Below are 26,192 nucleotides of genomic sequence, written 5' to 3' on the forward strand. Positions count from 1 at the left end.
GTCACCCAACTCCTTTGTTTTTTGCTAAAAAAAACTAACTTTTGGGAATAACGATCCGCCTATACCTGCAATCGAAAAAAGAATATTTAGGTGGTCTGTGAAGACACAAACCACGGCAACTTTTATTGCTCGCGCTCGTTTCCAAACGAGTGCGTAAATAACATTACGATTATATCGTTATAAACAATCGTTTTGGTCGGTGAGCCACCGACCAAGAGAAAAATACTTCTTTATTTCCGTGCTTTCCGTGTTTCCGTGGAAAAAAAGCAAAATGTTACCAATCTAACTTCAGCAAAGCCACCCCTTGTCTGGCTAATTCCATTTCAAAAGCACCACCTTCGGTGTCAAATTTCCTGGGTTTACCAATCATTTTAAGTTGGCCAGCTTTTTCTAATGCTGCAATCTGTTTCGCATCCGGGTTTTGTGGCGAGCCCATTTTTTTCCATTCCGAATAAGAATTGCTGTTTTCAGTATCAATACGATATTCGGTTATGGTTACTGTTTTTGCAGGTAGCTTATTTAACAAGATGGAAACAAGATCTTTTGAACCTGTTTTATCCTCATCGTGGTAATTCCACAACATAACGGCGGCCGTTTTATCGGCTTTAGTAGCTAAAACACCTATGTCAGTTTGGGGCTTTCTGATGCTCGAATCCAAAATAGCATTTAAATTATACATGCGGTTACTTATTGCTTCAACCCGGTTCCCTTTCATCTGGCCAAACATCCTGAATACATTTAGTACAGGTTTATCAACTCCATTGGTGGCTAAATCGCGAAAGCCTGCAAACCAAGGCTGGTTTTCAAATTCGAACGACCAGGTAACAGCGCCTAACAGGTTGATGTTATATTTATCTGTAAGTTCATAAAGCCGGGCAAAAGAGGCTGCGGTATAACTCGAATACATGGTGCCATTGCGATAAGCATTCTCCGGATTGGTACTCATACCACAAAGCAGCACAACCTTCGGGATCAGATTCGCCAATAATAACAGGTATATTTTTAAGCTGAGGATATTTACTGATGATTTTATAATTGCCATCAATATTACGGAGCTGCGCCCTTACATTCATCACTACGGTTCCATTAACCACCCTTGGCGATCCTTTGGCATGAAAAAGTACAGCATCTAAAGGAGAACCGATTTTACCCGTTACATAATTGGTGTCGCTTAAACAATGTTTGATAAAGGCATCCAGGTATTTCGTTCCTCCACCTGTTACATTGGAACCACCGATTTTCGCAGTAGGTAAGGCGCGTTTTAGCCCATCGGCAGCATAATCGTAAAGTTTAAAGAATTCGGCCTGTGTACCTTTCCAATAAGCACCATCCGGCTCATTCCAAACTTCCCAATACCAGCTCTCCACCTCAGCCTTGCCATAACGTGCTACGCTGTGTTTCACCCATTCGTAAACCAGGTCTCCCCATTTTTTATAATCTTTAGGCGGGTAGGCCCATCCAGTTAGGATTTCTTCATAACGAACGCCAGGTTTCCACTTATGCTGGTAAGGAAAAGGTTTGGTTGATAGCGCTTCGGGCATAAAACCAATTTGAGCCAAAGGTTTCATGCCCCTTTTTACGTAAGTATCGAAAATCTGATCAACAATTTTCCAGTTATAAACCGGATTACCTTTGGCATCTTCAGTGTATGCGTTAGTCGATCCCCATTTTAAAGCAGGGGTGCCATCTCCGGAGGTTAGCAAATTATGTGCCCGCACATATACCGGAACCGGGCTTAATTTAGAAATCTCGGTCAATAACTTCTGACCATCTTTCATATAGGTATAATTCGGTTCATCATAACCAAACCATGCCCAAATGGGTTTCATGAGGGCTATATTCTTGTCGAAATTAACTTCGATGTTGGCTTTAGACTGCGCATTTGCTGTATGGATGAAAGCAGTTAAGCTAAAGAGTAGGAGGCAAACTTTTTTAAATGTTTTCATAGCTTGTTTTTTTAATGCCAATCTAAGGGACTAATTTGTCTCCTCGAAGTGTCGTCATTTCGACCGCAGTGGAGAACCCGAAGGCTCTGCGAAGCAAAATCTTTTAAATTTCATTTCAATAACTTGATTCAAAGATCTCTAAATCTGTCCGTAGAGTTCAGTAGGGCTCTACAGACTATCAATGGAAAAGAGTCTCCGACTCGTTCTTGTCAGTTGCATTTGAAACTCAATCTTATAATTAAATCCGTAGAGACGCTGCGCTTAACTCTACGGACAGTTCATCGGTTAAGGCTGTTCGTAAATTTCTGCTTCAATAATGCTTAAACCACCTTTTAATCTGGTTTCAGCACGTTCTACACCATCATCTAGTTTTTTACCGTTTACCTCTACGCCAACATTCGCGTTTTCTTTCTCTTTTCCGGAAGCTACTAACTGTAAGGTAACTGTTTTTCCTTTTGTTGCCTTAAAGTTAGCTGTAAAATAACCTAAACTTGGTTTACTGTTGCCCTCGAAAACTACTTTTCCGTCAACTAAGATTCTCAATGGGTAAATTTTGGTTCTAAAACCATTCAGTTTCAAAGATACTGCCGATACGGTACTTTCCTTTGATAAAGTATATTTAATCCATGCGGTGGCAATCTTTCCATCATTCACCCAATCGCTTAATTCATTATCATCGAAGCTTAAATTGGCTTTGTCATTATTTGCACCAGCCTCGGCAGTAACAATTTTAATCGATTTCCGGGAAACGGTATACGATGGATCGAGTGGTGTTGCGCCTTTGCTTAAGTTTGGTTTCAAGCCATCGCTTGGCAACTGGATAGATAAACCATTAGCGGTTTTAACAGGTAAAGTTTCGAAAGAAAGGCTTGCAGACTGTAAGCCTTCAGCCTTTGCCGTTAGATTGATTCTTCCTGCAGTGGTTGTCGATCTGATGAGTATTCTGTTTACCCCATTTTCAACTGGCAGGTTTTTAGCTAAAATATAATTATCTGGTCCCTGGGCTAAACCTCCACGCCATTCGGCAGGGCCATCTAAACTAAAGTTAACCATATCTGAAGCGGTAGGGCAACGGTTTCCATTCTGATCTGTTACTTCAACCTGAACCAATACCACATCGGCACCATCGGCTTTAAAACCACCCGGATTTTTTATTGTAGTGAGTTTTAAAGCAACAGCTTTACCTGCCGTTGTTAATTGTGTTTCCGCCAGTTTTTTTCCTGCTGAAGAATAAGAAATGGCTTTAATTGTTCCGGCCTGATAATTAACATTCTTAAAAGTGAACAGAAAGCCGTTACTTTTTTCGCCAAAACCCAGCGATTTATTGTTTAAAATCAGCTCTACCTTGTCGCCACCAGCCACCACATATACATTTTTCTTTACGCCCGCTTTGTAGTTCCAATGCCCGATTAAATGAATACCGGTTTTTTTTGCATCAACCCAGCCATCCCACATTACTTTGTGCGCAAAAAAGGCATCTTTTGGAATACGCAGGGCATCCACTTCTCCACTTCTGCGGTAGTTTTCTTCACCGCGGTGGTGAGTATTCGAATCGGAAAATATAATATTTACCCCACCAGCGCTTACCCTGGTTCCTGTTCCCGGGCGTTCTTCATAATATTCGTTCCAACGAATTACATCTTCAATGGCGAACGAATCCTGGTTGCGGTTATAATCACTTGCATCAGCATCCTTGTATTTAGGGCCAGCGCCATTTATATGAAAAGGAGGAGAGAATTCATCCCAATATTTCCGCAAGGCTTCATCTCTCGAATATTCCATAGACCATACCGGTTTGGTTGCGCTTTTATTGATGTACAACATTTCGCCTCCATATTCGGCTTCGGGGATATCGAGCATTTCTCTCGATCCGATTGCTCTGCCGCCATTTGGGTCGTAAAGATTTCTAATGTCTTTCATTTCCTGCATGTGCGCAGCACTGATCGATTCGTTTCCACATTCGTAAAAAACGATACTCGGGTTATTGCGGTTGTAAATAATGGCATCTGTCATTACTGCTTTTCGTTGATCCCAGCGGGTTCCCGTAACATCTTTTTCCGAATCTCCGGCAGGCATTGCCTGGAGCAAACCTACACGGTCGCACGATTCTATATCCTGTTTCCAGGGTGTAATGTGCATCCAACGGACCAAATTAGCATTGCTTTCTACCATGAGTTGATTGCTGTAATCGCTTAGCCAGGGTGGTACCGATAAGCCGATTGCCGGCCACTCGTTACTGCTGCGCTGTGCATAACCCTTCATCATCAACACCCGGTCGTTTAAGTAAACCATCCCGTTTTTAAATGCTGTTTTTCTAAAGCCAGTTTTGGTTTTCAGTTCGTCAATAACCTGATTTGCAGATTTTAACCTGGAGGTAACCGTATACAGATAACCATAACCCCAACTCCAAAAGTTTAAATCAGTTACCAGTGCCTGGGCTTTTAAAGTTAAAGTATCGCCAGCTTTGATGTTGGTTTCTGCTGATTTAAAGGTTTTAACAATTTTTCCATCGAGATCTTTTAGCTCTACTTCATATACCAGTTTCTGATCTGCAGTGCTTTCGTTTTTAACCTGCGATTCTGAAACAATTACAGCCGATTTACCTTTAATATTAAAGTCTTTTGCGTAGCAATAATTGCCAGTAGTTTTTAAGGTTGAAAAAAGTGGAAGCGTTTGATATACATTCCCCGTAATATGCAAACGGACATTTTTAGAGATCCCACCATAATTGGCATTAAAGTTTTTATCGTTCCATTGGTAGCCAGAATTGGTCGCCTTTTCTCTGTAGTTCCAGGCATTATCTATCCTAACTGCAATCACATTTTCTTTGTTCTGATTAATTAAGGTGCTAATGTCGAACCCAAAAGCCATTACGCCATTTTCATGCCGACCAATAAACTTTCCGTTCAGGTAAAATTCACCGGCCTGCCTGATGCCTTCAAATTCGAGGAATATTTTATTGTTTGGATTGGTTTCTGAAATGGTAAAATGTTTGCGGTACCAGGCTATGCCGGTTGATAAATCTTCTATCGATTTTTTAAAGGCTTCATCTTCATTCCAGGCGTAGGGTAGGGTAATGGCCTTCCATGTTTTGTCGTCAAAATCGGTACTTTCGGCGCCAGATAAATCACCTACAAAGAGTTTCCAGCCAGGATTAAAGTTGTAGGTTTTTCTTTGATTAGCTGGTTGTTGCGCCAAAGCGATGAAGGGCAGGAGCGTAACCATTAAAAAGAGGTAAATATGCTTCATTATATTTGGTTATGGGTTTAATTTAATGGATAAAGGTTTATCGCGGTCACAAATAATTTCACCATTCAGGTATGTTAATTCTGCCAGTTGAATTACGCTTCTTCTGGTTGTGTAGTTATCGATTCCTTTATTTTCCGGTGTTCGGCCAGGGTGGGTAAAATAATAGACGTAGGCTTTATCTCCATTCACCACCACATCGGCATGGCCACCCATTACACCATCATCGGTTCCCTTTCCGGGTGTTTGTAAAATGTTTTTGGGCTGTCGTTTCCAGGTGAGTAGATCGGGAGAAGAATATATGCCTAAACCATTCCAGTTGTCGACCACCATCCAATAGGTGTTTTTCCAGTAGAATACTTTTGGACCTTCGCAGCCTTTATCGCCAATCAGTTTTTTGCCGCTATCTTCCCAATGGTAGAGGTCTTTACTGTCGGCATAATAGATGGATTTGCCAGCCATTTCATTGTTGTAATACATGCGCCAGCCTTTGTTGTCGGGCAGTTTAAACACACAGGCATCAATACAGCGATCGGAAGCGAGGTTTAGCTTCGATTCGAATTTCCAGTTGATGAGGTTTTTACTCGTCAGGTGAACAATGTACCGCGGGTGGCGCCAATCATTAAAAACGCCGGGCACGTAGGTTAAATACATATGGTAGATCCCTTTATTTTCGATTACTTCCGGGGCCCAATGGGTATAATCGGTTAGCCGGTATTGAATATCGCAGGTATCTCTGTATTTCCATATCACACCATCTTTAGATTCGGCGATGCCAATGCGTGTGCCATGTACCCAACTTACACCATCAAGGTTTTTAGCATTTGCCCTGCGGTTGGTGTAAAACATAAACCACTTCTTTTCCCCTTTATTCCAGATCACCACCGGATCGGCAGCGCCATCATAAACAGGATCGCTGAACAATGGCTTTGGAACAGGCTGTATTGTATTGCTTTTTTGAGCAAATGCATGTATTGAAAATAGCATCAAACAGGTAAGCAGAACTTTCTTCATATTGAAATTGATCATTATTGGACCGTTTTATACCAAAGGGGTTGAAACGCCATTAATAAAGGAAAATATTTGGTTAAATAGTTTAAACGAGTTTAACGTTTAAAATTGAGAGGGCTGTCCTGCTCTATCCTGTAGAATATAGACAGCGTACCTATAAATAGTTTTAAACGCTTTTCAAACGTTTGAAATAATGGCTTAGTGGTTATATTGGGTAGTAACAAATGCAATACAATTTAATAGCGTGCTTATTTGGTGAAAGAATAATAGAATAGAAATTATATTATTTACGTTATTTGCTTTTTTGTACTTTATAACGTACATTTGATTGTACATATAAAAGTAACTAAATATGAAAGCAGTAACTATTTCTTCTCTGAGAACAAATATGAAAGGCTATTTTGACGAAGTAAGTGCTACAGAGGATGTTTTGATTATTCCACGAAATAATAATGAAGATGATGCCGTTGTAGTCATTTCTATTAAAGAATATAATGCGCTTACTGAAACTGCCCATTTAATGTCGACAGAAGTAAACCGTAAAAGATTAGAGAAATCCATGGAAAGTTTGAAAAACGGCAGGATTAAGCAGTTTTCATTAGAAGATGAAAAATCAGTTGAGCTTTAAGTAATGAATATAATATTTACGGAAGAAGGCTGGGAAGATTTTGAATACTGGATGGACAATGATGAGGAAGCAGAAAGAAAAGTAAGGGCACTCCTGAAAGATATAACAAGAACACCATTTCACGGTTTGGGAAAACCGGAAGCTTTAAAGCATAATTTAAAGGGGTTTTGGTCGAGGCGGATTACAGGAGAGCATCGTCTGGTTTATCAAATTTCGGGTACCAAAGGTAAAGATCAACAATGCGCAGTTATTCAATGCCGGTTCCACTACAATAAATAGCAAATAGTCAAACCAAAAGAGCAATTTACTGTAGGTAAATTGCTCTTTTGGTTAAAGGTAAATCTGGTTACCAACCTGGATTTTGCATCGCTTGTTTTTGTGCAGGTGTTAATGCAGCTCCACCGCTCTTAATTACATCTAGGAAACTTTGAGGGATAGGGCGCAGGTAATGTTTGCTCTCTGAAGGTTTTGCTTCATCGTTAAAGGCGGTGGTTCTGGCTACCAATGTTTTGGTTCTGGCCAAATCCTCCCAACGCAATAACTCGCCCATGAGCTCTCTAGAGCGTTCGTTTAAAATAAAAGCGGTGAACTTATTTTCCTGAGAGGTAGCGCCAATTTTATCGTAAAATTCTTTGTTGGAGTTAAATATATCAGCTTCGCTGTTTAAGTGCATACTGGTTAGGGTAGTGGCAGTTGTAGCGGTTAGGTTATTCGACTCGAAATAGCTGTTTTTATCAGAGTATGAAACAAATGGCGCTGTGTTTGCAGCAGCATTGTTTTTATACGAAGCACCACCATCTACATATGCTGATCTATCTTCACCTTCTTTATAAGCTGCACGGTCTCTAACTTTATTTAGGTATGGAATGGCCTGTGCAAACTGGCCCATTCGTCCGTAAGCTTCAGCTGCAATTAAATAGGTTTCTGCCAGGCGGGCTAAAATACCATCTCGTTGACCAAATTGAGAGGCTACAGCATTTCTTGAGCCATCCATAAATTTAGATAAAGCAACAAACTGGCTCACACCATAATTTCCATGTCCACCCAAATAACTTTGCGGTTGGCCAGCAAAATACCTAACATACATACTTGGTTTACGGCGGCCAATATCGGTGGGAAGTGCAGGGTTTGCACTTGCAACGGCTGGTGTATACCTGGTATCGCCCGCATTGTTAACAATATATAAAATAGATTCTTCGCCGCCAGCAAATTTTGCTTTACCTACAAGATCTGGCGTTGGGGCTGTTCCAGCTGTCCAAAGTGGTGCTGCGGCAGGCCTATTGCATAAATAACGTGTTTTAAAGCTTTTCCAAAACCTTGAGTCGTTTACACGGTCGAAAACATCGAGGGCATAATCTGTAGACCTTAAACGCTGGAATTCACGATCGCCAGGGATATCGCGTTGCATACCTGGTAAATTTTGATAAATAGACGGATAATACAAATGTACCTGGTTACCATAACGCCCCTGAGTAGCTGTATTGCCAGAGAACTGTGCGGCTAATATGATCTCTTTGTTGGTTTCGTTCGCTCCATCAATGGTGGTGAAATTCCATAAATCGCTAAAATTGGTTGCCAGGGTATGCTGACCGCTGTTAATCACCAGGTCGGCATATTTTACTGCATTTTGTAAATCAGCAGTTTTGGTATCGCTATTCCAGGCATTGTTTATTTCGCTTGCACGGAATAAGTATGCTTTTGCCAAAAAATGTGCAGCTGCCCATTTGGTAATCCGGCCGGTTTCTGTTACCGTAGCCGGCAAAAAGTTATAAGCCTGGGTGAAATCTTGAATTACTTGCTCATATACTTCTTTTGCACTGTTTCTGGAAAATTCTTCCTGGATGAAATCCTGTGCTTCTAACCTCAACGGAACACCACCATACTGTTTTACCAGTTTAAAATAATCGAAAGCACGCATAAAATAACCTTCGCCCAGGCGGGTGTTTTTACTTGTACCCTGATAATACAATGGCACGTTTTTGATGAGAATATTAGCCGAATTTATGTTTTCGTACATATTATCCCATACACTGGCCACATCCGCATTAAGAGAATTTAAACTTGCGTCGTAAGAGTTCCACATTTGTTCTGTTCTATCTCCACCAACGGTAAATTCATCCACTCCATAGTTGGATGTAGTGTATGCCCAGGTATAATTAAAGTGAAATTTTAAACTTTGGTACATGCCTATGGTTAAACCGTCGAGGCCATCAGTTGTGACAAAATCTGCAGTGGTACGGGCATTAACAACTTCTTCATCTAAGAAGCTTTTTTTGCAAGAAGTAGGAAAAATCATCAATCCTCCTAATATTGCAGCACCCGATAATATATTTATAATCTTTTTCATGATCAATTTCTTTAAATAGCGATTAAGGATTAAAGGCTAACATTAACACCAAATACTACACCTCTGTTAAAAGTTGAGGTAACGGAATTGTTGGATGAGATGCCCGAATCAGGATCGACCCAGCCAACATTAGAGTAAATTAAACCCGGATTAATGGCTTGTGCATATACCCTTAATTTCGATAGCGCTAATTTTTTAGCAATTTTTTCTGGGAAATAATAGCCTAACGAGATATTCCTGATTTTTACAAAAGATCCATCCTGGTAATTCATCGAACTTCTGTAAGGATCGCCGGCAGCACTTCCGTAATTTGGAGCAGGATAATCGTTTGTTGGATTGGTTGGCGTCCAATAATCAACTAAACGCTGTGCAAAACGGCCCTGAAGCGATTCTGCACCCGTAGCAATTAAGAAATTATATCTCGCGATAATGAAAATAGAAAGGTCGAAGTTTTTGTAATTAAAGGTATTGGTGATACCACCTGTCCAGCTTGGGGTATAACTTCCTCTTATGATTCTGTCGTTGTTGGCATCAATTTTATAATCATTATTTAAATCCCTGACCCTAATGCTGCCTGGTTTAAAAGCACTTGCTGCCGGTAGGTTAGCATTAAACTTTGCCATTTCTGCTAAATCTTCCGGGGTATTTTGCCAAATGCCATCTTTAACAAAATCGTATGCCACCCTAACCCTTTGACCTATAAATAATGAGGTTTGGATATCATCTCCATTGGCCAATTTTGTTACTTCATCTTTACTGGCAGAAAAGCTCAGGTTTGAAGACCAGCTAAAATCTTTGGCTTTAACATTAATGGTGCTTAAAGTTAAATCGATACCGCGGTTTTTCGTTTCTCCTATGTTATCGAAAGATCGGGTATAACCATTAATCGAAGAAATAGGTTTAGACAAAAGGAGATCGACGGTATTTGATTTGTATAAGTCTAACGAACCACTGATTCTTCCTTTTACAATACTGAAATCTAAACCTAAATTATATTGTAAGGTATGTTCCCAGCCTAACAATTTATTTGGTAAGGTTGGCGGGTCTGCAAGTGATGCATCAGAGGCAACATATCCGGTTTGTACCGAACCACCAAAAGTATAGGTGAGGGGCTGTAGTTTGCCTAATGTAGTACCATAAGTAATCGCCGAATTACCTACACTACCCACACCTAAGCGGAGTTTAAGCTGATCGATCCATTTGATATTTTTCAAGAAATCTTCCTGATCAATGCGCCACGCAATTGCAGTAGAAGGGAAGAAATCCCATTTATTTCCTTCCGCTAATTGGGAAGCACCATCCCAACGGGCCGAAGCGGTTAAAAGATATTTACTGTTAAAACTATAATTCACTCTACCCATGTATGATATAAGGGTGTTTTTATTTAAATCGGTACTAAACGCATCTAAACTTGGAATATTAGCACCACCTAAGCCATACCAAAGTGGGTTGCTTAATGGGATTTTTGTACCCGTCATCGACGAAGTTTCTTCTTTAAAAAGAGATGAACTCTGTAATAAAGTAACTCCGAAATTATGTTTTTTTATGGTTTTGTCATAGTAAATTAAATGATCTAGCGTATAAGCAAATCTGTTGCTTTGGTTAAGTTGAGCATAATTGGTAGAACCTGATTCACCAGCGCCGCGATTGATTGATTTGGCATCCTGATACCTGCCATTGTAATTGTTGTAAAAATCAGGTCCAAAATTAATGCGGTATTTTAATCCCTTTAATAAACTTACCTCTGCATAAAAAGATCCGATTGTTCTTAATACTTTGCGCAAATTGATATTGTACTGATCTTCGCCTACAGGATTCTGAATATTAATATCAGCACCAGGCAAATTGATCCGATTACCATTTACATCATAAGGAACTGCAACGGGTAACATGCCTTGTGCTGCTCCGTACAAACTACTTGGTCCGGTTGCATTACCTGTAGCAAAGCCATAATTCTGTAAGCCGTAAGATGCGGTGATGTTTGCGCCCATTTTAAACCACTTTACTGGATTTAGCTCTACACTTACTTTAGAGGTATAACGCTCGTAATCCTGACCAAGTTCTGTACCGATCTGGTTTAAGTAACCAAAAGAGCCATAAGCTTTTAATTTATCGGTACCACCGCTGGCACTTAATACATGGTCTTGTGTAATGCCCGTTCGGGTAACCAAATCCGTCCAATCGGTTGTAGGTACCAGGCTGCCATTATAAACCCCATTTTGCCAACCTTGAGCAATGTTTGCCGTTACGTAACTATCATTCGGGAAGATACGGTTATCATCTGCTTGCGTAGGCACAGTAGGATATGTCGTATTTGGTTGGGCCGCGGGATTTAAGTAACCAATACGACGGTATGCGTCACGACGAAACTCAATATATTCTGCCGCATTCATCATTTGTGTTCTATCCTGGATGGTCTCAATAGTTGCTGTTCCAACGTAATCTAATGTTAACCTGCCAGCTTTACCTTTTTTGGTGGTAATTAAAACAACACCATTTGCACCTTTCGAGCCATAAATGGCTGTAGCGGAAGCATCCTTTAAAATATCGATAGATTCAATGTCGTTCGGATTAATGGCTTCGATACCACCTGCAGCAAACGGAATACCATCTACCACATAAAGCGGAGAATTGCTGGCATTTATAGAACGCATTCCTCTGATTAAAATGGAACCGATTTGACCAGGACGCTCATTTAAAGTAACATCTACACCGGCAGCTTTACCCTGAATAGCCTGTAGTGCATTTTGAACAGGTCTTGATCTTATTTGTTCTGCACCCACACTTACCACGGCTCCGGTCAAATCACTTTTTTTAACTGTGTTGTAACCTACAACCACAACTTCATCTAAATCATTGGTCGAACTTTTTAATTGAATGCTGATTGTTGTTTTTCCATCAACAGGCACTTCTTGTGTAGTATATCCAATGTATGAAACCACCAAAACCGGGTTGCTCACCGTTGATGGAATAGTAATGGAGAAGGCACCATTAGCATCTGTTGAAGCCACAATAGTAGTACCTTTTACTTTTATACTAACGCCAACTAAGGTTTCGCCCTTTTCATCAACAATTTTTCCCTTGAGGTTTACATCTCGTTTGCTCATTGAAATGTTTGTACCTACAGTTGCCAGTGTTGCTTTACGGTTGGCCGCATCTGCATTTGCAGTATTCGCGACACAGAGTAGGCATAATGCCGACATACCCGTAATCAGGATTTTTTTGTACGAAGAGCCTTTTCGTCGCTTTAGATTTTCTGGATAAAAATTAAGATCCATAGTTTTATTGGTTTTGTAAATATTTGGTTATTTTGGCCAAATAGCATATTAGATGTGGTGTGCTATCTGTTTGAGGGCATATGATTAAGCAATTAATCCATTATTTTCTGGATGCATTACCTGTTGTACGATGAAAAATGAGTTAGTTTTTAATGTTTTTGACTACAATAGCCCTTTCTTTTTTTATTTGCCTCAGCGATTTAAAATGGTAGTATTGAGGTGATCAAGTGCAAACGATTGCACTGTGTTGGTGTAATTTTCCTTGCTCATATCGGTATTGATTAAAAGATTTGATATTTGGTTATACGAGATTATAACTTTTATTCGGGTAATCCGTCCTGCTCCATCCTGTAGGGTGCGGGCTGATTTAAAAAATAAAACGATAAAGAAGGGTTTAAAGAGAAGTTGACTTGGGCTGTTGTACCGAAGAAATTGTTAAAAAACAAAGACAGGCCATCCGGCACTGCCCCTGAGTCATTAACTAAAATTTAAATCAACGCTGGCGGCTTCTACTCCACCAATACTTTGTTATTGAAAAGCGTTTAATCCACTTGCCAGAAACTTTTTATAATTTGCTATTTCGTAATCTGCCCCCTGTGGTTGTACCAGTAGTGCTTCTTTTTTAGGATCGAGCAGTACATAGAATGGCTGCGAATTGGACTGGAATTTTCTGGCCTGCAGATCACTCCATTTCTTGCCAATGGTGTTAAGCTTTCTTCCCTCGGGAGTAACAACTATATCCGCCGGAGCCAGTTCTGTTTTATCATCCACATACAGCTGAATGAGTACATAATCATTGCTGATCATTTTGTACACGTCTTTGTCTGGCCAAACATTGGCTTCCATTTTTCTGCAGTTTACGCAAGCATGACCGGTAAAATCGATTAGTATAGGTTTGTTCAGCTTTTTAGCTGCAGCCAAACCCTCATTATAATCGAAATAAGCATTCAGCTTTAATGGCGCATGAAATTTATCTGCGTATTTATGTGGACCATCATTTATTGCTGTCTGTTTTCCAGCCAATAAGCTCGCAGTATACAGGTCGAAATCCTGTGTTTCCTGTGGTGGCAAGAAAGCCGAAACACTGCGCAATGGTGCTCCCCACATACCTGGGATTAAATAAACAGTAAAAGCCAATACTATAGTAGCCAGGAAAAGCCTTGGTACAGAGATAAAAGCCAGCGGACTATCGTGCGAAAACTTGAGCTTACCCAAAAGATAAATGCCCATCAACCCAAAAATTACAATCCAAAGGCTTAAGAATATTTCCCTGTCAAACCACTCCCAGTGATAGGCCAGATCTACATTGCTTAAAAATTTTAGTGCAAAAGCCAACTCCAGAAAGCCCAGTACTACTTTAACGCTGTTTAACCAACCACCAGATTTAGGCAGTTTGTTCATAGCAGATGGAAAGAGTGCAAACAGGGCGAAAGGAATAGCCAGTGCCAAAGAAAAGCCAAACATGCCTATTGCGGGCCCTAATAAAGCACCCGTTGTTGCCGCCTGCACCAATAACGTACCTATAATGGGACCGGTGCAAGAGAAAGATACTAAGGCCAATGTCCCGGCCATAAAAAACAATCCTGCAATGCCGCCTTTGTCTGAATTAGCGTCCATTTTATTTACCCAGGAAGAGGGTAGGGTGATTTCGAAAGCACCTAAAAATGAAGCCGCAAAAACAACCAGCAATAAGAAGAAAAAGAAATTGAATACTCCGTTGGTAGATAAACTGTTTAAGGCATCGGCACCAAAAATTATCGTGACCAACAGCCCAAGCACTACATAAATGAGGATAATGAAAAAACCATACAATGCTGCACGCCGAAAGGCTTTTCCTTTTTCTGATCCCTTGGTGAAAAAACTTACTGTAAGGGGCAACATGGGGAAGATACAGGGCATGAGCAAGGCTGCTAAACCGCCAACAAAACCTGCAATAAAAATTCCCCACAGGGTTTTGTGTTCTTCTTTTGATGGAGCAACAGTTTGTTGAACGGTAACAGGTATGGCCGCAGCTATTTTAGCAACAGTATCAGTTGTTTTAATGGTGCTATCAACGGCTTCCGGCTTAATCTCTGTAAAAGTGAGGTCGTCGGTACCGGAGCTATCCTGCGTATATCCGTTTAAGGATATAGCACAACAGAACAGCAACCCGAGACAGGTTTTCTTTAAGGATATCATACGCGCTACTTATTTTACAGGAATACTAAAATCGACCTGTTCAGGTGGTAAACATTGCTTATCGTCGCATACCATAAACTCTACATTGCCTTTAATAGTTGCGGTTTTACTTTTTAGTTTCACTTTTTGTTGAAATACTACCGATTTTTCAAAATAGCTCACATCCATTTTAAAAGTAGATTCGAATTTGGTTATCGCTTTTGGTTCAGTTGTTTTTCCAACCAGGGTATAATGGGCTGATGATGGAAAAGTAAAGGTTGTTTTAACAGGACCTCCATCTTTAACAAATTGCGAATAGAGGTGCCAGCCCTGGTCTACATTGGCCTTGATGAAAACAGTAGCCGTATTTGGCCCGGTTTTTTTTGCTGCATAACTCCAGGTTACCGGTTTTAAAATTTGGCTATATGCACTAAGGTTAATCAGGCATACGGTACAGAACAAAAAGATGATTTTTTTCATGTTGTGGTTTATTGGTTATGGTGGTTAATGTAATCTGCTAAAGGCCTGGTAATCCAGGAAATCTACTTCAGGGGTAATGTATCCTCTTTTAACAGGTTCTACCCTCATTAAATCGGTACTTAAATATTTCTTATTGCTATCAGAAAAGATGGTTACTACACAGCTTTCAATTCCCATTTTTCGCTGTTGTTTTATGGCGCCTATTACATTAGCGCCCGATGATATGCCTACGGCTAAACCAAGTTTCTGGGCTAGTTTTTGTGCCATTAGTATGGCATCGCCATCGTTTACCTGTACTACTTCATCCAGTTCGCTTAGCTTAACAATTTCGGGGATAAACTCATCAGAAATGCCCTGGATTCTATGGCTTCCTACTTTATAACCTGTGGTTAATGTTGGCGATTCTGCAGGTTCTAGTGGATGTATTTTGATGTTAGAATTTTGCTTTCTTAAAAAATTACCTACACCCATAATGGTTCCTCCGGTACCTACGCCGGCAACAAAAGCATCAGGCGAAAGGTTTTTCAAACGCAACTGTTCCCATATTTCTTTGCCAGTGGTATGTTCGTGTGCTTCTGGATTGGCTATATTTTCGAACTGTTTTGGTAAAAAAATATCGGGGTTGTTCATGGCCATCTCTTCTGCAAGTTTAATGCTTCCGATAAAACCACCTTCTTCTTTGCTCACCAGAAGAATATCGGCACCTAAACTTTTAATAATGTCGATGCGCTCTTTACTCAACCAGTTTGGCATAATGATGGTAACCGGGTGCCCCAGGGCTTTACCGATGGCAGCAAATGCAATCCCGGTGTTGCCGCTGGTGGCCTCAACTATGCGGTCTCCGGCTTTAATTTTACCTTCAGCATAAGCTTTTTTTAAGGTGTAAAGTGCCATCCTGTCTTTAATACTGCCGGTTAGATTATAATGTTCACATTTAACATAGATTTTACCTGTGCTTCCCTGATAAGTATAAGTAAGCTCAAGCATTGGGGTATTACCAACCAGAAGTGATAAATGTTCAAATTTTCCCTCCATGGCAGAAGTCATTTTGTTTGCTGTTATTGTGGTCATGGCTGTTGATTAAATCGGATAGCAAATAGCTATTTTGATCGGTTTTATTTCGGTAAAATTCAGGATTATAATTTTTTACGTCAATACATGTTGTTTTTTACAGAAAATTTCTGCTTTTTTGATTAATTATTATTCTTTATTTCAGTTTAGGTCGAATTTTTTATTATCCATTATATTTTTTTTCAATCCATTAACATATATGATACACGGGGATTTAGACCAGACTGATATAGAAATATTAAAATTGCTGCAACATGATGCCGCTTTGACCCATAAAGAAGTATCGTTAAAGTTGCATAAGTCAATAGCCACCATACATGAACGCATAAGAAGGTTAAAGGAACAAGGTTACATTAAAAGAATTGTGGCCATTCTCGATCGGAAAAAAATCAACAGAAACCTGATCGCCTTTTCTCATGTATTGTTGAAGGAGCACACGGCTAAAACCTTGATCGAATTTGAAACCGAAGTTTCTAAGTTTAGTGAGGTAATGGAATGTTTGCAGATGACCGGGGCACACGATTTTATTCTCCGCATCGCAACCAAAGATATGGATGCCTACCACGAATTTCTACGGAATAAACTGGCGACACTGCCCAATATTACCACCGTTCAAAGCTACTTTGTGCTCTCAGAACCGAAAAGTGAAACTGCATATCCTTTGTAAGGTTGGTTCATTGATCATTTGTGAAGGGTTAATTATTGAAATTGGTTAATCGACTCCAGACTTTGGATTTCCCTTAACTTCTCAATGGGGAAAGTGGCTGTATCATAAATATAGAATTGTCATCCTGAGCCTGTCGAAGGACCCGTTTAAATGCTCCGCAAAGCGTTTCGACTACTTGTCCCGATTCTTCGGGAAGCTCAACGTGACAAGTTTGAATGGAATCAAAACTTATGAGACAGCGCCTCATAATAATATTCATTGGCTAAAATAAACCTAAAACTGCTTTTCCCTTTTAAAGTTATAAGCCGTTGCGCCAATTAGAATTACTGTTAATATTGATACCGACAGCAAATTAACCCAAACTGAAGACGTTTGCTGCGGACTATATTTTTCCAGTTTATAATCCTTAATATCTGTACTGTCAACCGTTTTATTCAGAAAAATAACCGGGTAAAAATGTAACCGGATTTGTTCATGATATTTTCTAACCGCCTGTTGGAAATCGAGATGAGTATTGAGATCTGAAGCTGCCATTTTATTAACGCCCAATTGAGTTTGTATGGTGGGAAAGAAAAATGCAAGCCTATTGGTAAAACGTTGTCTTAAAGCCAGTTTATTTTCAATCGCCAACCTGCTTCCAGCTGCCTGGTCATCGCCCATTTGCTGCATAGCATAATACCAGAACCAGCTAAAGGTTTTATCTTTTGGAAATGGATATTTCTTTAGCTCAGGATAATGTTCAAAAAAAGGTTTCATGGTTATTTCTTTAGCCATATCCCATTTTTCGTGATAGCCCTCTCGTTGGTTAATCACATGCTGCAAAGCTTCGGGTACCGGGTACTTCCGGGTTAAAAAAAGATTGAGTGATGCAGGGATTACAATACAGATGAGTACCCAAACAGCAACCAATGCCGATGCATTAAAGTTAGATGATTTGGCTAACGAAATAACAAAAAATGAAACGGCAAACCAGAATGCCAGATAAAATATGAGCAATGCGGTAACTGAAAAAAATGTAAAATCTACAGATAATTGCAGGTAAAACATGGCAATAAAGAGCAATAATATGGCGACAGCCAAGATTACCGCTACCCTGACTAAAAACTTTTGCCAGATTACCTGAAACGATTGATTGGTTTGTGCCCTTAACAACAACCAAAGCCCGCTTTCTTTTTGCTCCGAAAGCAGGTTGTAAGTGAAGGCAACAATGACCAGGGGAAATAAAAAGATAAATACAAAACTCAGGTCCATATTGCCCAAAAGTAAGCTCACAGGGTTACTAATGTCTGTATCGTAAAGTTGCCCTTCGAGCCCCAGCATACTTACCGAAATTAAATAGGGATTAATATCGCGTTGCCCGTTGGCAAAAGCAGCCCAGGGATTGGGTGCATTAGCCAATGAAAACTTATTGTGGTAAAACAGCAGTCCAATATCTTTACCAAAATGATCAATATTATTGAGGGTATTTTTCTTTTGCAGTATTGCTGCTTTTTCAATTACTGCCTGTTGGTTTGCTATAAATGTTTTACCAAAATATAAACCGGCACAGCCTGCAGTCAATAGCACAATGATGCCTATCCATGAGGAACTGTTTCTGAAAAACAGTTTAAATTCGAGGTTATATATACTTTTTTTCATTCTTAATATCTATATCGTTTTAATCCACCTGGCTGAGTATTGGAGCAGAAAGACTATGGCCAGCAACCAACAGGTTAAGGAACTTAGGGGCAATAGCTCGTTAGTTATGGTATTACCCAGGTTACCAAAATGGTAATTGAAATCAGGTTGTTCTGCCCAGTTTGCTTTACTAATGGCCAAAGGTTTTTCTTTTTCTCCCGGCGCTATGTTGCTGATCTTATCAATCTGTAATTTATTCATCTTTTGCGCCAGCTGATAGCGGTAGGCTTCTGCCTGGTTCTGAAAATCAACAAAGGTGTGAAAATCAGAGGCCGTTAGGGCCATCGAAATATGCTTGAGTGATATATAGGGATTTAAGAAACCTGCTACCGTGGTAATGCTGTTCTGCTTTTCAAAAATTTTATTCAGTTCCTTTTGGTGGTTGCTGTAAATTTTTGAGCTTATTTTTTCGCCCTCTGCCATAATATAACCACCATAGTTAAAAGGCAGTTTTTTTACATCATCTACACCATAGGTTTTGAATAGTGAGTCTTTAATTGCAGCATAATGTGGGTCATCTGGATTGTGGCTATCGCCCTGTTTGTGGATGTCGGTAGCAATGGCATCGGCAAATTCTATTTTAGATGGGGATGGATAAATTTTTACGCCGACTGCCTGGGTAATCCTTGGCATAATGACCATAAAAAATATCCAGCAGGCCAATAAAGTGGTTAAGGCTGATTTAGAACTGCGCGCAAAAGCCGAAACCAAAACCGTGATGGCAGATACAATGAAAAAATAGATGGCATAGCTAAAAATTAATACCAATAAGCGTATACTGGCATCACCGCTGATTTGCCAATGACTTAAGGAAGCCCATAGCAAAATGGTAAGCAACATGAGGGGGATAAATATCGACAAACAAACACCGATTATGCCCAATGTTTTGCCCCAGAGGAGTTGTTTCCAGCTTACATTTTGGCATAGCAGAATTTTTAATGTTCCCGATTCGCGCTCAGCCGAAATGCTGTTGTAACCTAAGAAGAAAATTAAAAGTGGCACCAGGAGTTGCAGCACCATGGCCACACTGATTTCGCCGAAGCGTAACATCCCGTTAGCGAAACCTGCTTCGCTAAAATTTACGGTATTTTGTTTATGTGCTTCTAAAAAGATCGATACGCCCGCAAAACTTTCTATCCCAAAATCGAAGAAACTCAGTTCATGTTTCTCGCGAAAGGCGAGGTAACCATAGTGCGCCATCCGGTGTGGGTGTTTATCTGGTTTTGCCAGCCATTGTGCCCTAACCAATTCTTTATAATGCAGGCGCTGGTTGTTTTGTGTTTTAAAATTCTGCCAGCCCACATAAGTGGCCAAACCAAGCGATAAACCTAATAAAACGGTTAGGGCTAAGGTGGCCCTGTTGTTAAGAGCGGTTTTAAAAGTTTGTTTGGCTATGGTGCTTATTCTATTTGGCATTATATTCTATACGTTACGTTAAACATTACATTTCTTGGTGTACCGGGGAAAAGGCGTAGATAGTTTTGTGCGCCAACCCAATAGGTTTTATTTAAAATGTTATTCATATTTACGGCCAGCTGCACTTTAGAACCAGCGGGCGAATAATAAAGCGCGGCATCTAACAGGGTATACGCAGGCAGTACAAAATCTCTGATGTACAACGGAAGTTTAGTGCCACTATACTGTAAACCTGCTCCAAAACCTATTCCCTTTAGCTTAAGGGTTTCAAAGTTGTAGCGTGTCCATAAGCTAGCACTGTGTTTTGGCGTATTTTGAACCCTTTGGCCAATTAAATCCGGATTAAAATCGTCCTTAATAATGGCATCTACATAGCTATAGCCCGCATTAAACTGCCAGTTTGACTTGATAAAACCAGAAGCTTCGAATTCGATACCACGGCTGCGTTGGGCACCGCGTTCTATTAAACGGTTTACATCCAATGGATCATTTGCATTCATTAGTAGGTTTTTCTGGTTAATTTCGAATACCGAAATATTCAGCATCAGGTTTTTATTCAGCCATTCAGATTTTGCACCAATCTCCTTTAAATCACTTTCTAAAGGTTTAAAATTGGTACCTGCGGGTGGTGGAACAATAACGAGTGTTGAGGTATTGCCCTGGGGTTGGTACCCTTGCAAATAGGTTCCGTAAAGGTTAATGTTTGCATTTATGGCATAGGTAATTCCGGCCCTTGGCAAAAGCTTATGCTGATAAATTTTCTTTTCGGTAGCTAATTTGTAATTACTGTAATCCTCATACCACTCTTGTCGTAAACCCAATGTTAAGGTAAGTTGATGGTATTTTATCTGATCTTGCAGGTACACGGCATTAACCAAATTATATGCAGCAGGAATTTCCGTTTTAGTAAAAACGTAATCGCTTAAATTTTTAATGGTATAGGCTGGGTTAGTCAGGTTAAAGTGTTCTACATTGGGCACAGGTGCATTTATACCATTTACCACTTTAAATAAATAGAGGTCTTTTTTCGTGGGATCGTACCTGGTTGCAATGGTTCCATCTTTTAACCGGTAACCCTGAGCCGAGTTTTCGCCACCGCCCCGCAGTTTCTGTGTGTTTATTCTATCATACCCGATTACCAGTTTATGGCTCAAGCTAAAAGTATTGGTGTTGATACTAAAATAGGTGCTTAAGTTATCAGTTCGCCATTTTTGCTGACGCTGAACGGCACGCATGGCCGCTAAGGTAGGGATAGGTTGATTGTTCTCATCCACTCCAAAAGCATTAGTGGTTCTATGTTCTAAAAGATCTTCGTTCCAGTTTTGCTTCATATAAGCCACATTAAATACAATATCCTGTGTAAGGCTATGCGAAAAATTGGTCATCAACATTAAATCCTGACTGTTAAAGCGATCATTACTGGCACCCATATTGAAACTGATCGGTGTACTTTGTAAATCGGTTTTACCAGCAATTGCACCAAAAATTGCCTGTCCGCGATCTAACCTCGAATTGCTGTTGTTCATTACCACTTCTACATTTAAACTGGTTCGATCGTTCGGGATATACGAAAAGGAAGGAGCAATCAGGTAACCCTTTCTGTATTGCAGGTCTCTGAAGCTTTTGCTGTCTTCATATCCCACATTAAGCCGGTAAAGCAGCGTTTTATCAGTATTTAAAGGACCTGTAAAATCCAAAGCGCCTCTAATGGTGCTGAAACTTCCGGCAGAGAGACTAATCTCTTTGCGATCTTCTGTCAGTGGCTTTTTGGTTACCAGGTTAATGCTTCCCCCTGGGTCTACACTCGAGAATGTAGCGCTTGCAGGACCTTTTATTACCTCTATCCGCTCCAGGTTATTGGTTAAAGGCTGGTTAAAATAATATTGGCGGGTACGCATGCCATTAATAATAGCACCTTCTTCGTTCTGGTTAATTCCCCTGATTGAAAATTGGTTGTAATAGCTGCTTTGTGATACGCCGGTTACATTTTTAATAGCATCGGCCAGTACTGCCGCCTGCCTGTCGGCAATTAATTCTTTCGAAACCGAAGAAATTGCCTGTGGGATATCCTTGTTTAAAGTAGCCGTTTTGGTGGCCGAAAAAGAATAGTTGCCATAGTACTTTTTGCCATTGGTACCTACCACTTCAACGGTCTGCAATTCTTCGTTGGTGCTTTGTAGCACAATCGCATCAAGTTTTAAATCGCCAATGCCATTAACGGGGTAAATGCGGTTAAAAGTGCTGTAGCCTATGGCACTGATGATGATGGTGTAATTGGCTGTTTTAGGTAAAACAACCGAAAAATTACCGAGCGAATCGCTGCTGGTATTCAATTGATCTTTCCCATTCTTAAATTTAATGGATGCTTTAGAGATGACTTGGTTTTGGCTATCGACCACTTTTCCACTCACCTTAATCTGAGCAAAAGCGACCAGGCTAAACGTGCTGAGGAGCAATAGTAAACTGAGCACACGGAAAATAGAAAGGCCTTTATATGTTGGGTACATGAAATGGATTTGTTTTTAGATGGTTTGTAAGTATAATTCCTGAAGGTCGGCCGCAGTGATATCGCTGGCTTTAAGTGTATGGATCAATTCGCCTTGTTTCATAATGCCAATGTGCGAACCCACATTTACCGCATTAAAAATATCGTGCGTAGCCATTAATATCGATTTCCCCTCGGCAGCCAATTGTTTAACCAGTTGGGTAAATTCTGCTGTAGCTTTTGGGTCTAGCCCACTGGTAGGTTCGTCCATTAAAATAATCTTTGCGTTTTTGGCCAGTGCGATGGCAATACCCACTTTTTGGCGCATGCCTTTGCTAAAACCCGATAAATGTTTGTGGTGGGCGGCTTCCTGTAAACCACATTGATTTAAAAAAGCGACCAAGCTTGAAGTACCATAATTAAAACCTGCCAGTTTAGAAAAATAATCGAGGTTTTCGATGGCCGAAAGATTACCGTAAAGCATCACAACTTCGGGAATGTAGGCCAGGTGTTTCCGCCGTTCATCATTGTGCACAGAGATTTCTTCGTTGTCGATCAAGATTTTTCCGCTACTCGGCTGAATAAAACCTAGAAATAAATTGATGGTAGTGGTTTTTCCCGCACCGTTTTGGCCCAGCAGGCAAAATACTTCGCCAGGGTTAACGGTTAAATTAAGCTGATTTAAGGCTCGATGGGAATGATAGTTTTTGGATAATGAAATGGCTTGAAGCATAATAAAATATTGGCGCATACCAAACAGGCATGTGCGTTAAACAGAATGAATTTGCTGGTGATGAAAAGAAACTTCTGGTATGAAGATTAAGTCATTAGGCTTGGAGGGCCCTTATTGGCGCAGGATAAGATATAAGCAACAGCATGTCTCATCAGGTAACTGCAGGGTTTAATTGCTGGTTTAACTAAGGGTAAAGTAAATGCGGTAGGAGCAGGAAGATCGAAAAAATGCGATCGGTGTTTCAGTACCTCGCACAATTTACATTTTAGCTTTGCCGAATCCAATTGTTTAAGCGGGTGCGTCTGACCAGAACTTTGTTTGCTGTAACTGGTTTTTTCGGTACCATGATGATGCAGGCTTTCTATCAGTGTTGCATTAAGAAATATCGCCAATAGCAATACTGCCCATATACGGGCAAAAATTTCTCTGCGATATGTATACACTGAATAATTCAATGCAACAAAGTTACATTTAAAAAATTAAAAATCAAGTATGGGGTTCATCAGTTAATTATGCGATCAATGACAGATCCTAAAAATCCGCGTCATCTCGACCGGAGCAACGCGGAGTGGAGAGATCTTTTGACGTAGTTCAAAGATTTCTCCACTACGGTCGAAATGACGATACCCCTACGCTATTCTCTTCATTAAAATCACGTCATTTATATTGATTTATACAATAAATTACTCCTCAGAGTGACAATTCTATCGGTGAATCGGCATTTTTTTCAATCGTTTCATCCACTCCGGACTCCGGACTTCCGACTTCGGACCTTGGACTTCGGACTTCGGACTCCAGACTTCCTACTAACCCCAATAATTCTTACCTTTATTTCAAGCTATGGATCCTAAAGAAACACTAAAAGCGCATATTTTAAAAACGGCTACTTTAACCGACAAAGAATTCGATTATTTATTTTCCCATTTCAAGCCGCGATCTTATAAAAAAGGGCAGGCCATTATTAGCGAAGGAGATAAGGTAGAGCACGAATATTTTGTGATTTCCGGATGTTTAAAGGCTTTTTTCATCAACGATGAAATTAAGATGTATATCCTGCAGTTTGCTATGCCTACCTGGTGGACTTCAGATTATGGCGCCCTATACAACCACACCCGCGCAACCATAAGCGTAGATTGCATTAGCGATGCAGAAGTATTATGCCTTTCTAACGATGACCGCGAAAAGGTTTGCAGCGAAATCCATCAGGTTGAACATTTTTTTCGTTGGAGAACAAACAGAGGCTATCTGGCTTCGCAGAAAAGGCTATTATCTTTTATGAATAACGATACAAAAGCCCGTTACGAAGAACTTTTTGGCCATGTATCCTCAATTGTATAATCTCGTACCCAAACATTTAATAGCAGCTTATTTGGGTGTTTCGAGAGAAACCCTGAGCAGACTTTACAACGCCCAGAAATAGCGTATGCAGAATGTGATGTAGATCACCTAAGCCCTGTAAAAATCCTCCTTTACTTTGTGTTGTCAATCACTAACGATTGATAAAACAAAGAAATGGAAACTACAAAATTTGAAATTGTAAGCGCTCAAAGCAGCATCAATTGGACCGGTAAAAAAGTAACCGGCGCACATAATGGAACCATAACGCTTAAATCGGGTTCATTAACTTTAAACGATGGTAAACTCAGCAATGGGAACTTTATTATCGATACCACCTCTATTGTAATATTGGATGTTACCGACCCTGCAACCAATGCACAATTTGCCGGACATTTATTTTCTGAAGACTTTTTCGCAACCGATCAATTCCCGGAAGCCACATTTGTTATTACCGCTGTTGATCAAACTAACGAAGATAATGCCGTAATTACTGGCGATTTAACCATTAAAGGCATTACGCATGCTGTAATTTTTGCAGCAAATGTTGTGGTTAATGGCAATACATTAACAGCTTCTGGTAAAATCTTTATCGACCGTACCAGGTATAACATGAAATTCAGATCGGGTAACTTTTTCACCAACCTTGGCGATAACCTGATCTACAATGAATTTGAACTCGACGTAAAATTAACCGCATCATTAACTCTTTAATCGAACAGCCATGCCATACGTAAAAATAGAAGTGACCCGCGAAGGCGTTACGCGCGAACAAAAACAAACCTTAATTAGTGGGATTACCAAACTGATTACCGAAGTACTGGATAAAGACCCAAAGCTTACCCATGTAGTAATTCAAGAAATTGAATTGGATGATTGGGGTTATGCGGGCGAGCAGGTATCGGTATTACGCGAAAAAGGGATAACAGCAAACAATAAATAATCATCAAAAACATGAAAACACTAACTGTCATTATAACAGGCGCATCAACAGGTATTGGTCGCGCCATTGCAGCTTTATTTTTAAAACAGGGGCACAATGTGGTGATCAACTCTGCAAATGAGCACAATTTAATCACTGCTTTCAATGAATTAGGATCGCACCATCAATTGGCTATGGTAGCTGGCGATATCAGCAACGTGAGTACAGGTAAACTATTGGTAGAAACTGCCGTATCGCGTTTTGGTGCTGTAGATGTACTGGTAAACAATGCCGGTATTTTTGAACCAAAACCCTTTTTAGAGGTAGATGAAGCGCATCTGGACAAATTTTTGAACATCAATTTAAAAGGCACATTTTTCACTACTCAGGCAGCCATCACGCAAATGTTGAAACAAGATGGTGGTGCAATTATTAACATTGGAACCGTGTTGGTAGATCATGCCATTGGAGGTTTTCCTGCAACAGCTCCGATTTCGAGTAAAGGGGGCATCCATGCCTTAACCAAACAACTGGCTGCCGAGTTTGGCAAAAACAACATCCGGGTTAATGGCATTGCACCAGGCATTATCAGAAGTCCGTTACAGGAGAAAAATGGCATTAGTGATGCAGATGCATTTGCAGGTTTACATTTATTAAACCGGATTGGTGAAACGCAGGATGTTGCTCAACTGGCCTTGTACCTGGCAGAAAGTAATTTTGTAACAGGCGAAATCATCAATTTGGATGGAGGTCATGTAGCAGGTCATCACATTGGCTAAGGATAAAAATTAAA

21 protein-coding genes are annotated in these 26,192 nt (G+C 40.2%); 7 read left to right on the forward strand and 14 right to left on the reverse strand.

Annotated features, from left to right (window positions below; all coding sequences use genetic code 11):
• Positions 1–274: 274 nt before the first annotated feature.
• From QF042_RS08810 to QF042_RS08825, 4 genes are all read right to left on the reverse strand, one after another.
• The gene (locus QF042_RS08810) at positions 275–907 is read right to left on the reverse strand and encodes a hypothetical protein (RefSeq protein WP_307527347.1); all 633 of its coding nucleotides are present in this window, start codon (positions 905–907) and stop codon (positions 275–277) included.
• Positions 864–1,946 carry a hypothetical protein gene (locus QF042_RS08815; protein ID WP_307527349.1) on the reverse strand — a complete coding sequence of 361 codons (1,083 nt, stop codon included), beginning with the start codon at positions 1,944–1,946 and terminating at the stop codon, positions 864–866. The genes QF042_RS08810 and QF042_RS08815 overlap by 44 nt, the downstream gene beginning before the upstream one ends.
• A 285-nt stretch (positions 1,947–2,231) precedes the next feature.
• Positions 2,232–5,195, reverse strand: a complete 2,964-nt coding sequence (locus tag QF042_RS08820) for a sugar-binding domain-containing protein (RefSeq protein WP_307527351.1) — start codon at positions 5,193–5,195, stop codon at positions 2,232–2,234.
• Between the two features lie 9 nt (positions 5,196–5,204).
• Positions 5,205–6,221: a family 43 glycosylhydrolase gene (locus tag QF042_RS08825; protein WP_307527353.1), complete on the reverse strand. Its 1,017-nt coding sequence runs from the start codon at positions 6,219–6,221 to the stop codon at positions 5,205–5,207.
• Positions 6,222–6,555: 334 nt separating this feature from the next.
• Here QF042_RS08825 and QF042_RS08830 point away from each other — a divergent pair, with 334 nt between their 5' ends.
• Both QF042_RS08830 and QF042_RS08835 read left to right on the forward strand, forming a co-directional pair.
• The gene (locus QF042_RS08830) at positions 6,556–6,831 is read left to right on the forward strand and encodes a type II toxin-antitoxin system Phd/YefM family antitoxin (RefSeq protein WP_307527356.1); all 276 of its coding nucleotides are present in this window, start codon (positions 6,556–6,558) and stop codon (positions 6,829–6,831) included.
• 3 nt (positions 6,832–6,834) lie between these two features.
• Complete coding sequence (locus QF042_RS08835; RefSeq protein ID WP_307527357.1) at positions 6,835–7,110, forward strand: Txe/YoeB family addiction module toxin; 276 nt, start codon at positions 6,835–6,837, stop codon at positions 7,108–7,110.
• 67 nt (positions 7,111–7,177) lie between these two features.
• Here the strand turns inward: QF042_RS08835 and QF042_RS08840 are convergent, their stop codons facing one another.
• From QF042_RS08840 to QF042_RS08860, 5 genes are all read right to left on the reverse strand, one after another.
• Complete coding sequence (locus QF042_RS08840; RefSeq protein ID WP_307527360.1) at positions 7,178–9,178, reverse strand: RagB/SusD family nutrient uptake outer membrane protein; 2,001 nt, start codon at positions 9,176–9,178, stop codon at positions 7,178–7,180.
• Between the two features lie 29 nt (positions 9,179–9,207).
• The gene (locus QF042_RS08845) at positions 9,208–12,456 is read right to left on the reverse strand and encodes a TonB-dependent receptor (RefSeq protein ID WP_307527362.1); all 3,249 of its coding nucleotides are present in this window, start codon (positions 12,454–12,456) and stop codon (positions 9,208–9,210) included.
• Between the two features lie 528 nt (positions 12,457–12,984).
• A complete protein-coding gene (locus tag QF042_RS08850; RefSeq protein ID WP_307527364.1) occupies positions 12,985–14,634 on the reverse strand; it encodes a protein-disulfide reductase DsbD in 1,650 nt (549 codons plus the stop codon).
• Between the two features lie 9 nt (positions 14,635–14,643).
• Positions 14,644–15,093, reverse strand: a complete 450-nt coding sequence (locus QF042_RS08855) for a protein-disulfide reductase DsbD domain-containing protein (RefSeq protein WP_307527367.1) — start codon at positions 15,091–15,093, stop codon at positions 14,644–14,646.
• 24 nt (positions 15,094–15,117) lie between these two features.
• The gene (locus QF042_RS08860; RefSeq protein WP_307527368.1) at positions 15,118–16,164 is read right to left on the reverse strand and encodes a PLP-dependent cysteine synthase family protein; all 1,047 of its coding nucleotides are present in this window, start codon (positions 16,162–16,164) and stop codon (positions 15,118–15,120) included.
• A 199-nt stretch (positions 16,165–16,363) separates the two neighbouring features.
• On the opposite strand from QF042_RS08860, the gene QF042_RS08865 reads away from it, so the two are divergent.
• Positions 16,364–16,831, forward strand: a complete 468-nt coding sequence (locus QF042_RS08865) for an Lrp/AsnC family transcriptional regulator (RefSeq protein ID WP_307527371.1) — start codon at positions 16,364–16,366, stop codon at positions 16,829–16,831.
• 273 nt (positions 16,832–17,104) lie between these two features.
• Here QF042_RS08865 and QF042_RS08870 read toward each other — a convergent pair whose 3' ends face one another.
• The 5 genes from QF042_RS08870 to QF042_RS08890 all read right to left on the reverse strand — a co-directional run bounded on the left by QF042_RS08870 (position 17,105) and on the right by QF042_RS08890 (position 23,597).
• Positions 17,105–18,469: a DUF3526 domain-containing protein gene (locus QF042_RS08870; protein ID WP_307527373.1), complete on the reverse strand. Its 1,365-nt coding sequence runs from the start codon at positions 18,467–18,469 to the stop codon at positions 17,105–17,107.
• Between the two features lie 9 nt (positions 18,470–18,478).
• Positions 18,479–19,924 (reverse strand): DUF3526 domain-containing protein, encoded by a 1,446-nt coding sequence (locus QF042_RS08875; protein ID WP_307527375.1) that lies wholly within the window; start codon positions 19,922–19,924, stop codon positions 18,479–18,481.
• Complete coding sequence (locus QF042_RS08880) at positions 19,924–22,431, reverse strand: TonB-dependent receptor (protein ID WP_307527377.1); 2,508 nt, start codon at positions 22,429–22,431, stop codon at positions 19,924–19,926. Before QF042_RS08880 ends, QF042_RS08875 begins: the two co-directional genes overlap by 1 nt.
• A 15-nt stretch (positions 22,432–22,446) precedes the next feature.
• The gene (locus tag QF042_RS08885) at positions 22,447–23,142 is read right to left on the reverse strand and encodes an ABC transporter ATP-binding protein (protein ID WP_307527379.1); all 696 of its coding nucleotides are present in this window, start codon (positions 23,140–23,142) and stop codon (positions 22,447–22,449) included.
• Positions 23,143–23,228: 86 nt separating this feature from the next.
• Positions 23,229–23,597, reverse strand: coding sequence for a hypothetical protein (locus QF042_RS08890; RefSeq protein ID WP_307527382.1), 369 nt, complete (start codon positions 23,595–23,597; stop codon positions 23,229–23,231).
• A 385-nt stretch (positions 23,598–23,982) separates the two neighbouring features.
• Between QF042_RS08890 and QF042_RS08895 the strand changes: the two genes are divergently transcribed.
• The 4 genes from QF042_RS08895 (at position 23,983) to QF042_RS08910 (ending at position 26,178) form a co-directional block, all read left to right on the forward strand.
• Positions 23,983–24,480, forward strand: a complete 498-nt coding sequence (locus tag QF042_RS08895) for a Crp/Fnr family transcriptional regulator (protein ID WP_307527384.1) — start codon at positions 23,983–23,985, stop codon at positions 24,478–24,480.
• Between the two features lie 174 nt (positions 24,481–24,654).
• Positions 24,655–25,191 (forward strand): YceI family protein, encoded by a 537-nt coding sequence (locus tag QF042_RS08900; protein ID WP_307527386.1) that lies wholly within the window; start codon positions 24,655–24,657, stop codon positions 25,189–25,191.
• A 10-nt stretch (positions 25,192–25,201) separates the two neighbouring features.
• Positions 25,202–25,420, forward strand: a complete 219-nt coding sequence (locus QF042_RS08905) for a 4-oxalocrotonate tautomerase family protein (protein ID WP_131531439.1) — start codon at positions 25,202–25,204, stop codon at positions 25,418–25,420.
• Positions 25,421–25,431: 11 nt separating this feature from the next.
• Positions 25,432–26,178, forward strand: a complete 747-nt coding sequence (locus tag QF042_RS08910; protein ID WP_307527391.1) for an SDR family NAD(P)-dependent oxidoreductase — start codon at positions 25,432–25,434, stop codon at positions 26,176–26,178.
• The last annotated feature ends 14 nt before the right edge of the window (positions 26,179–26,192 follow it).

Source organism: Pedobacter sp. W3I1, from assembly GCF_030816015.1.
Classification (GTDB): domain Bacteria; phylum Bacteroidota; class Bacteroidia; order Sphingobacteriales; family Sphingobacteriaceae; genus Pedobacter.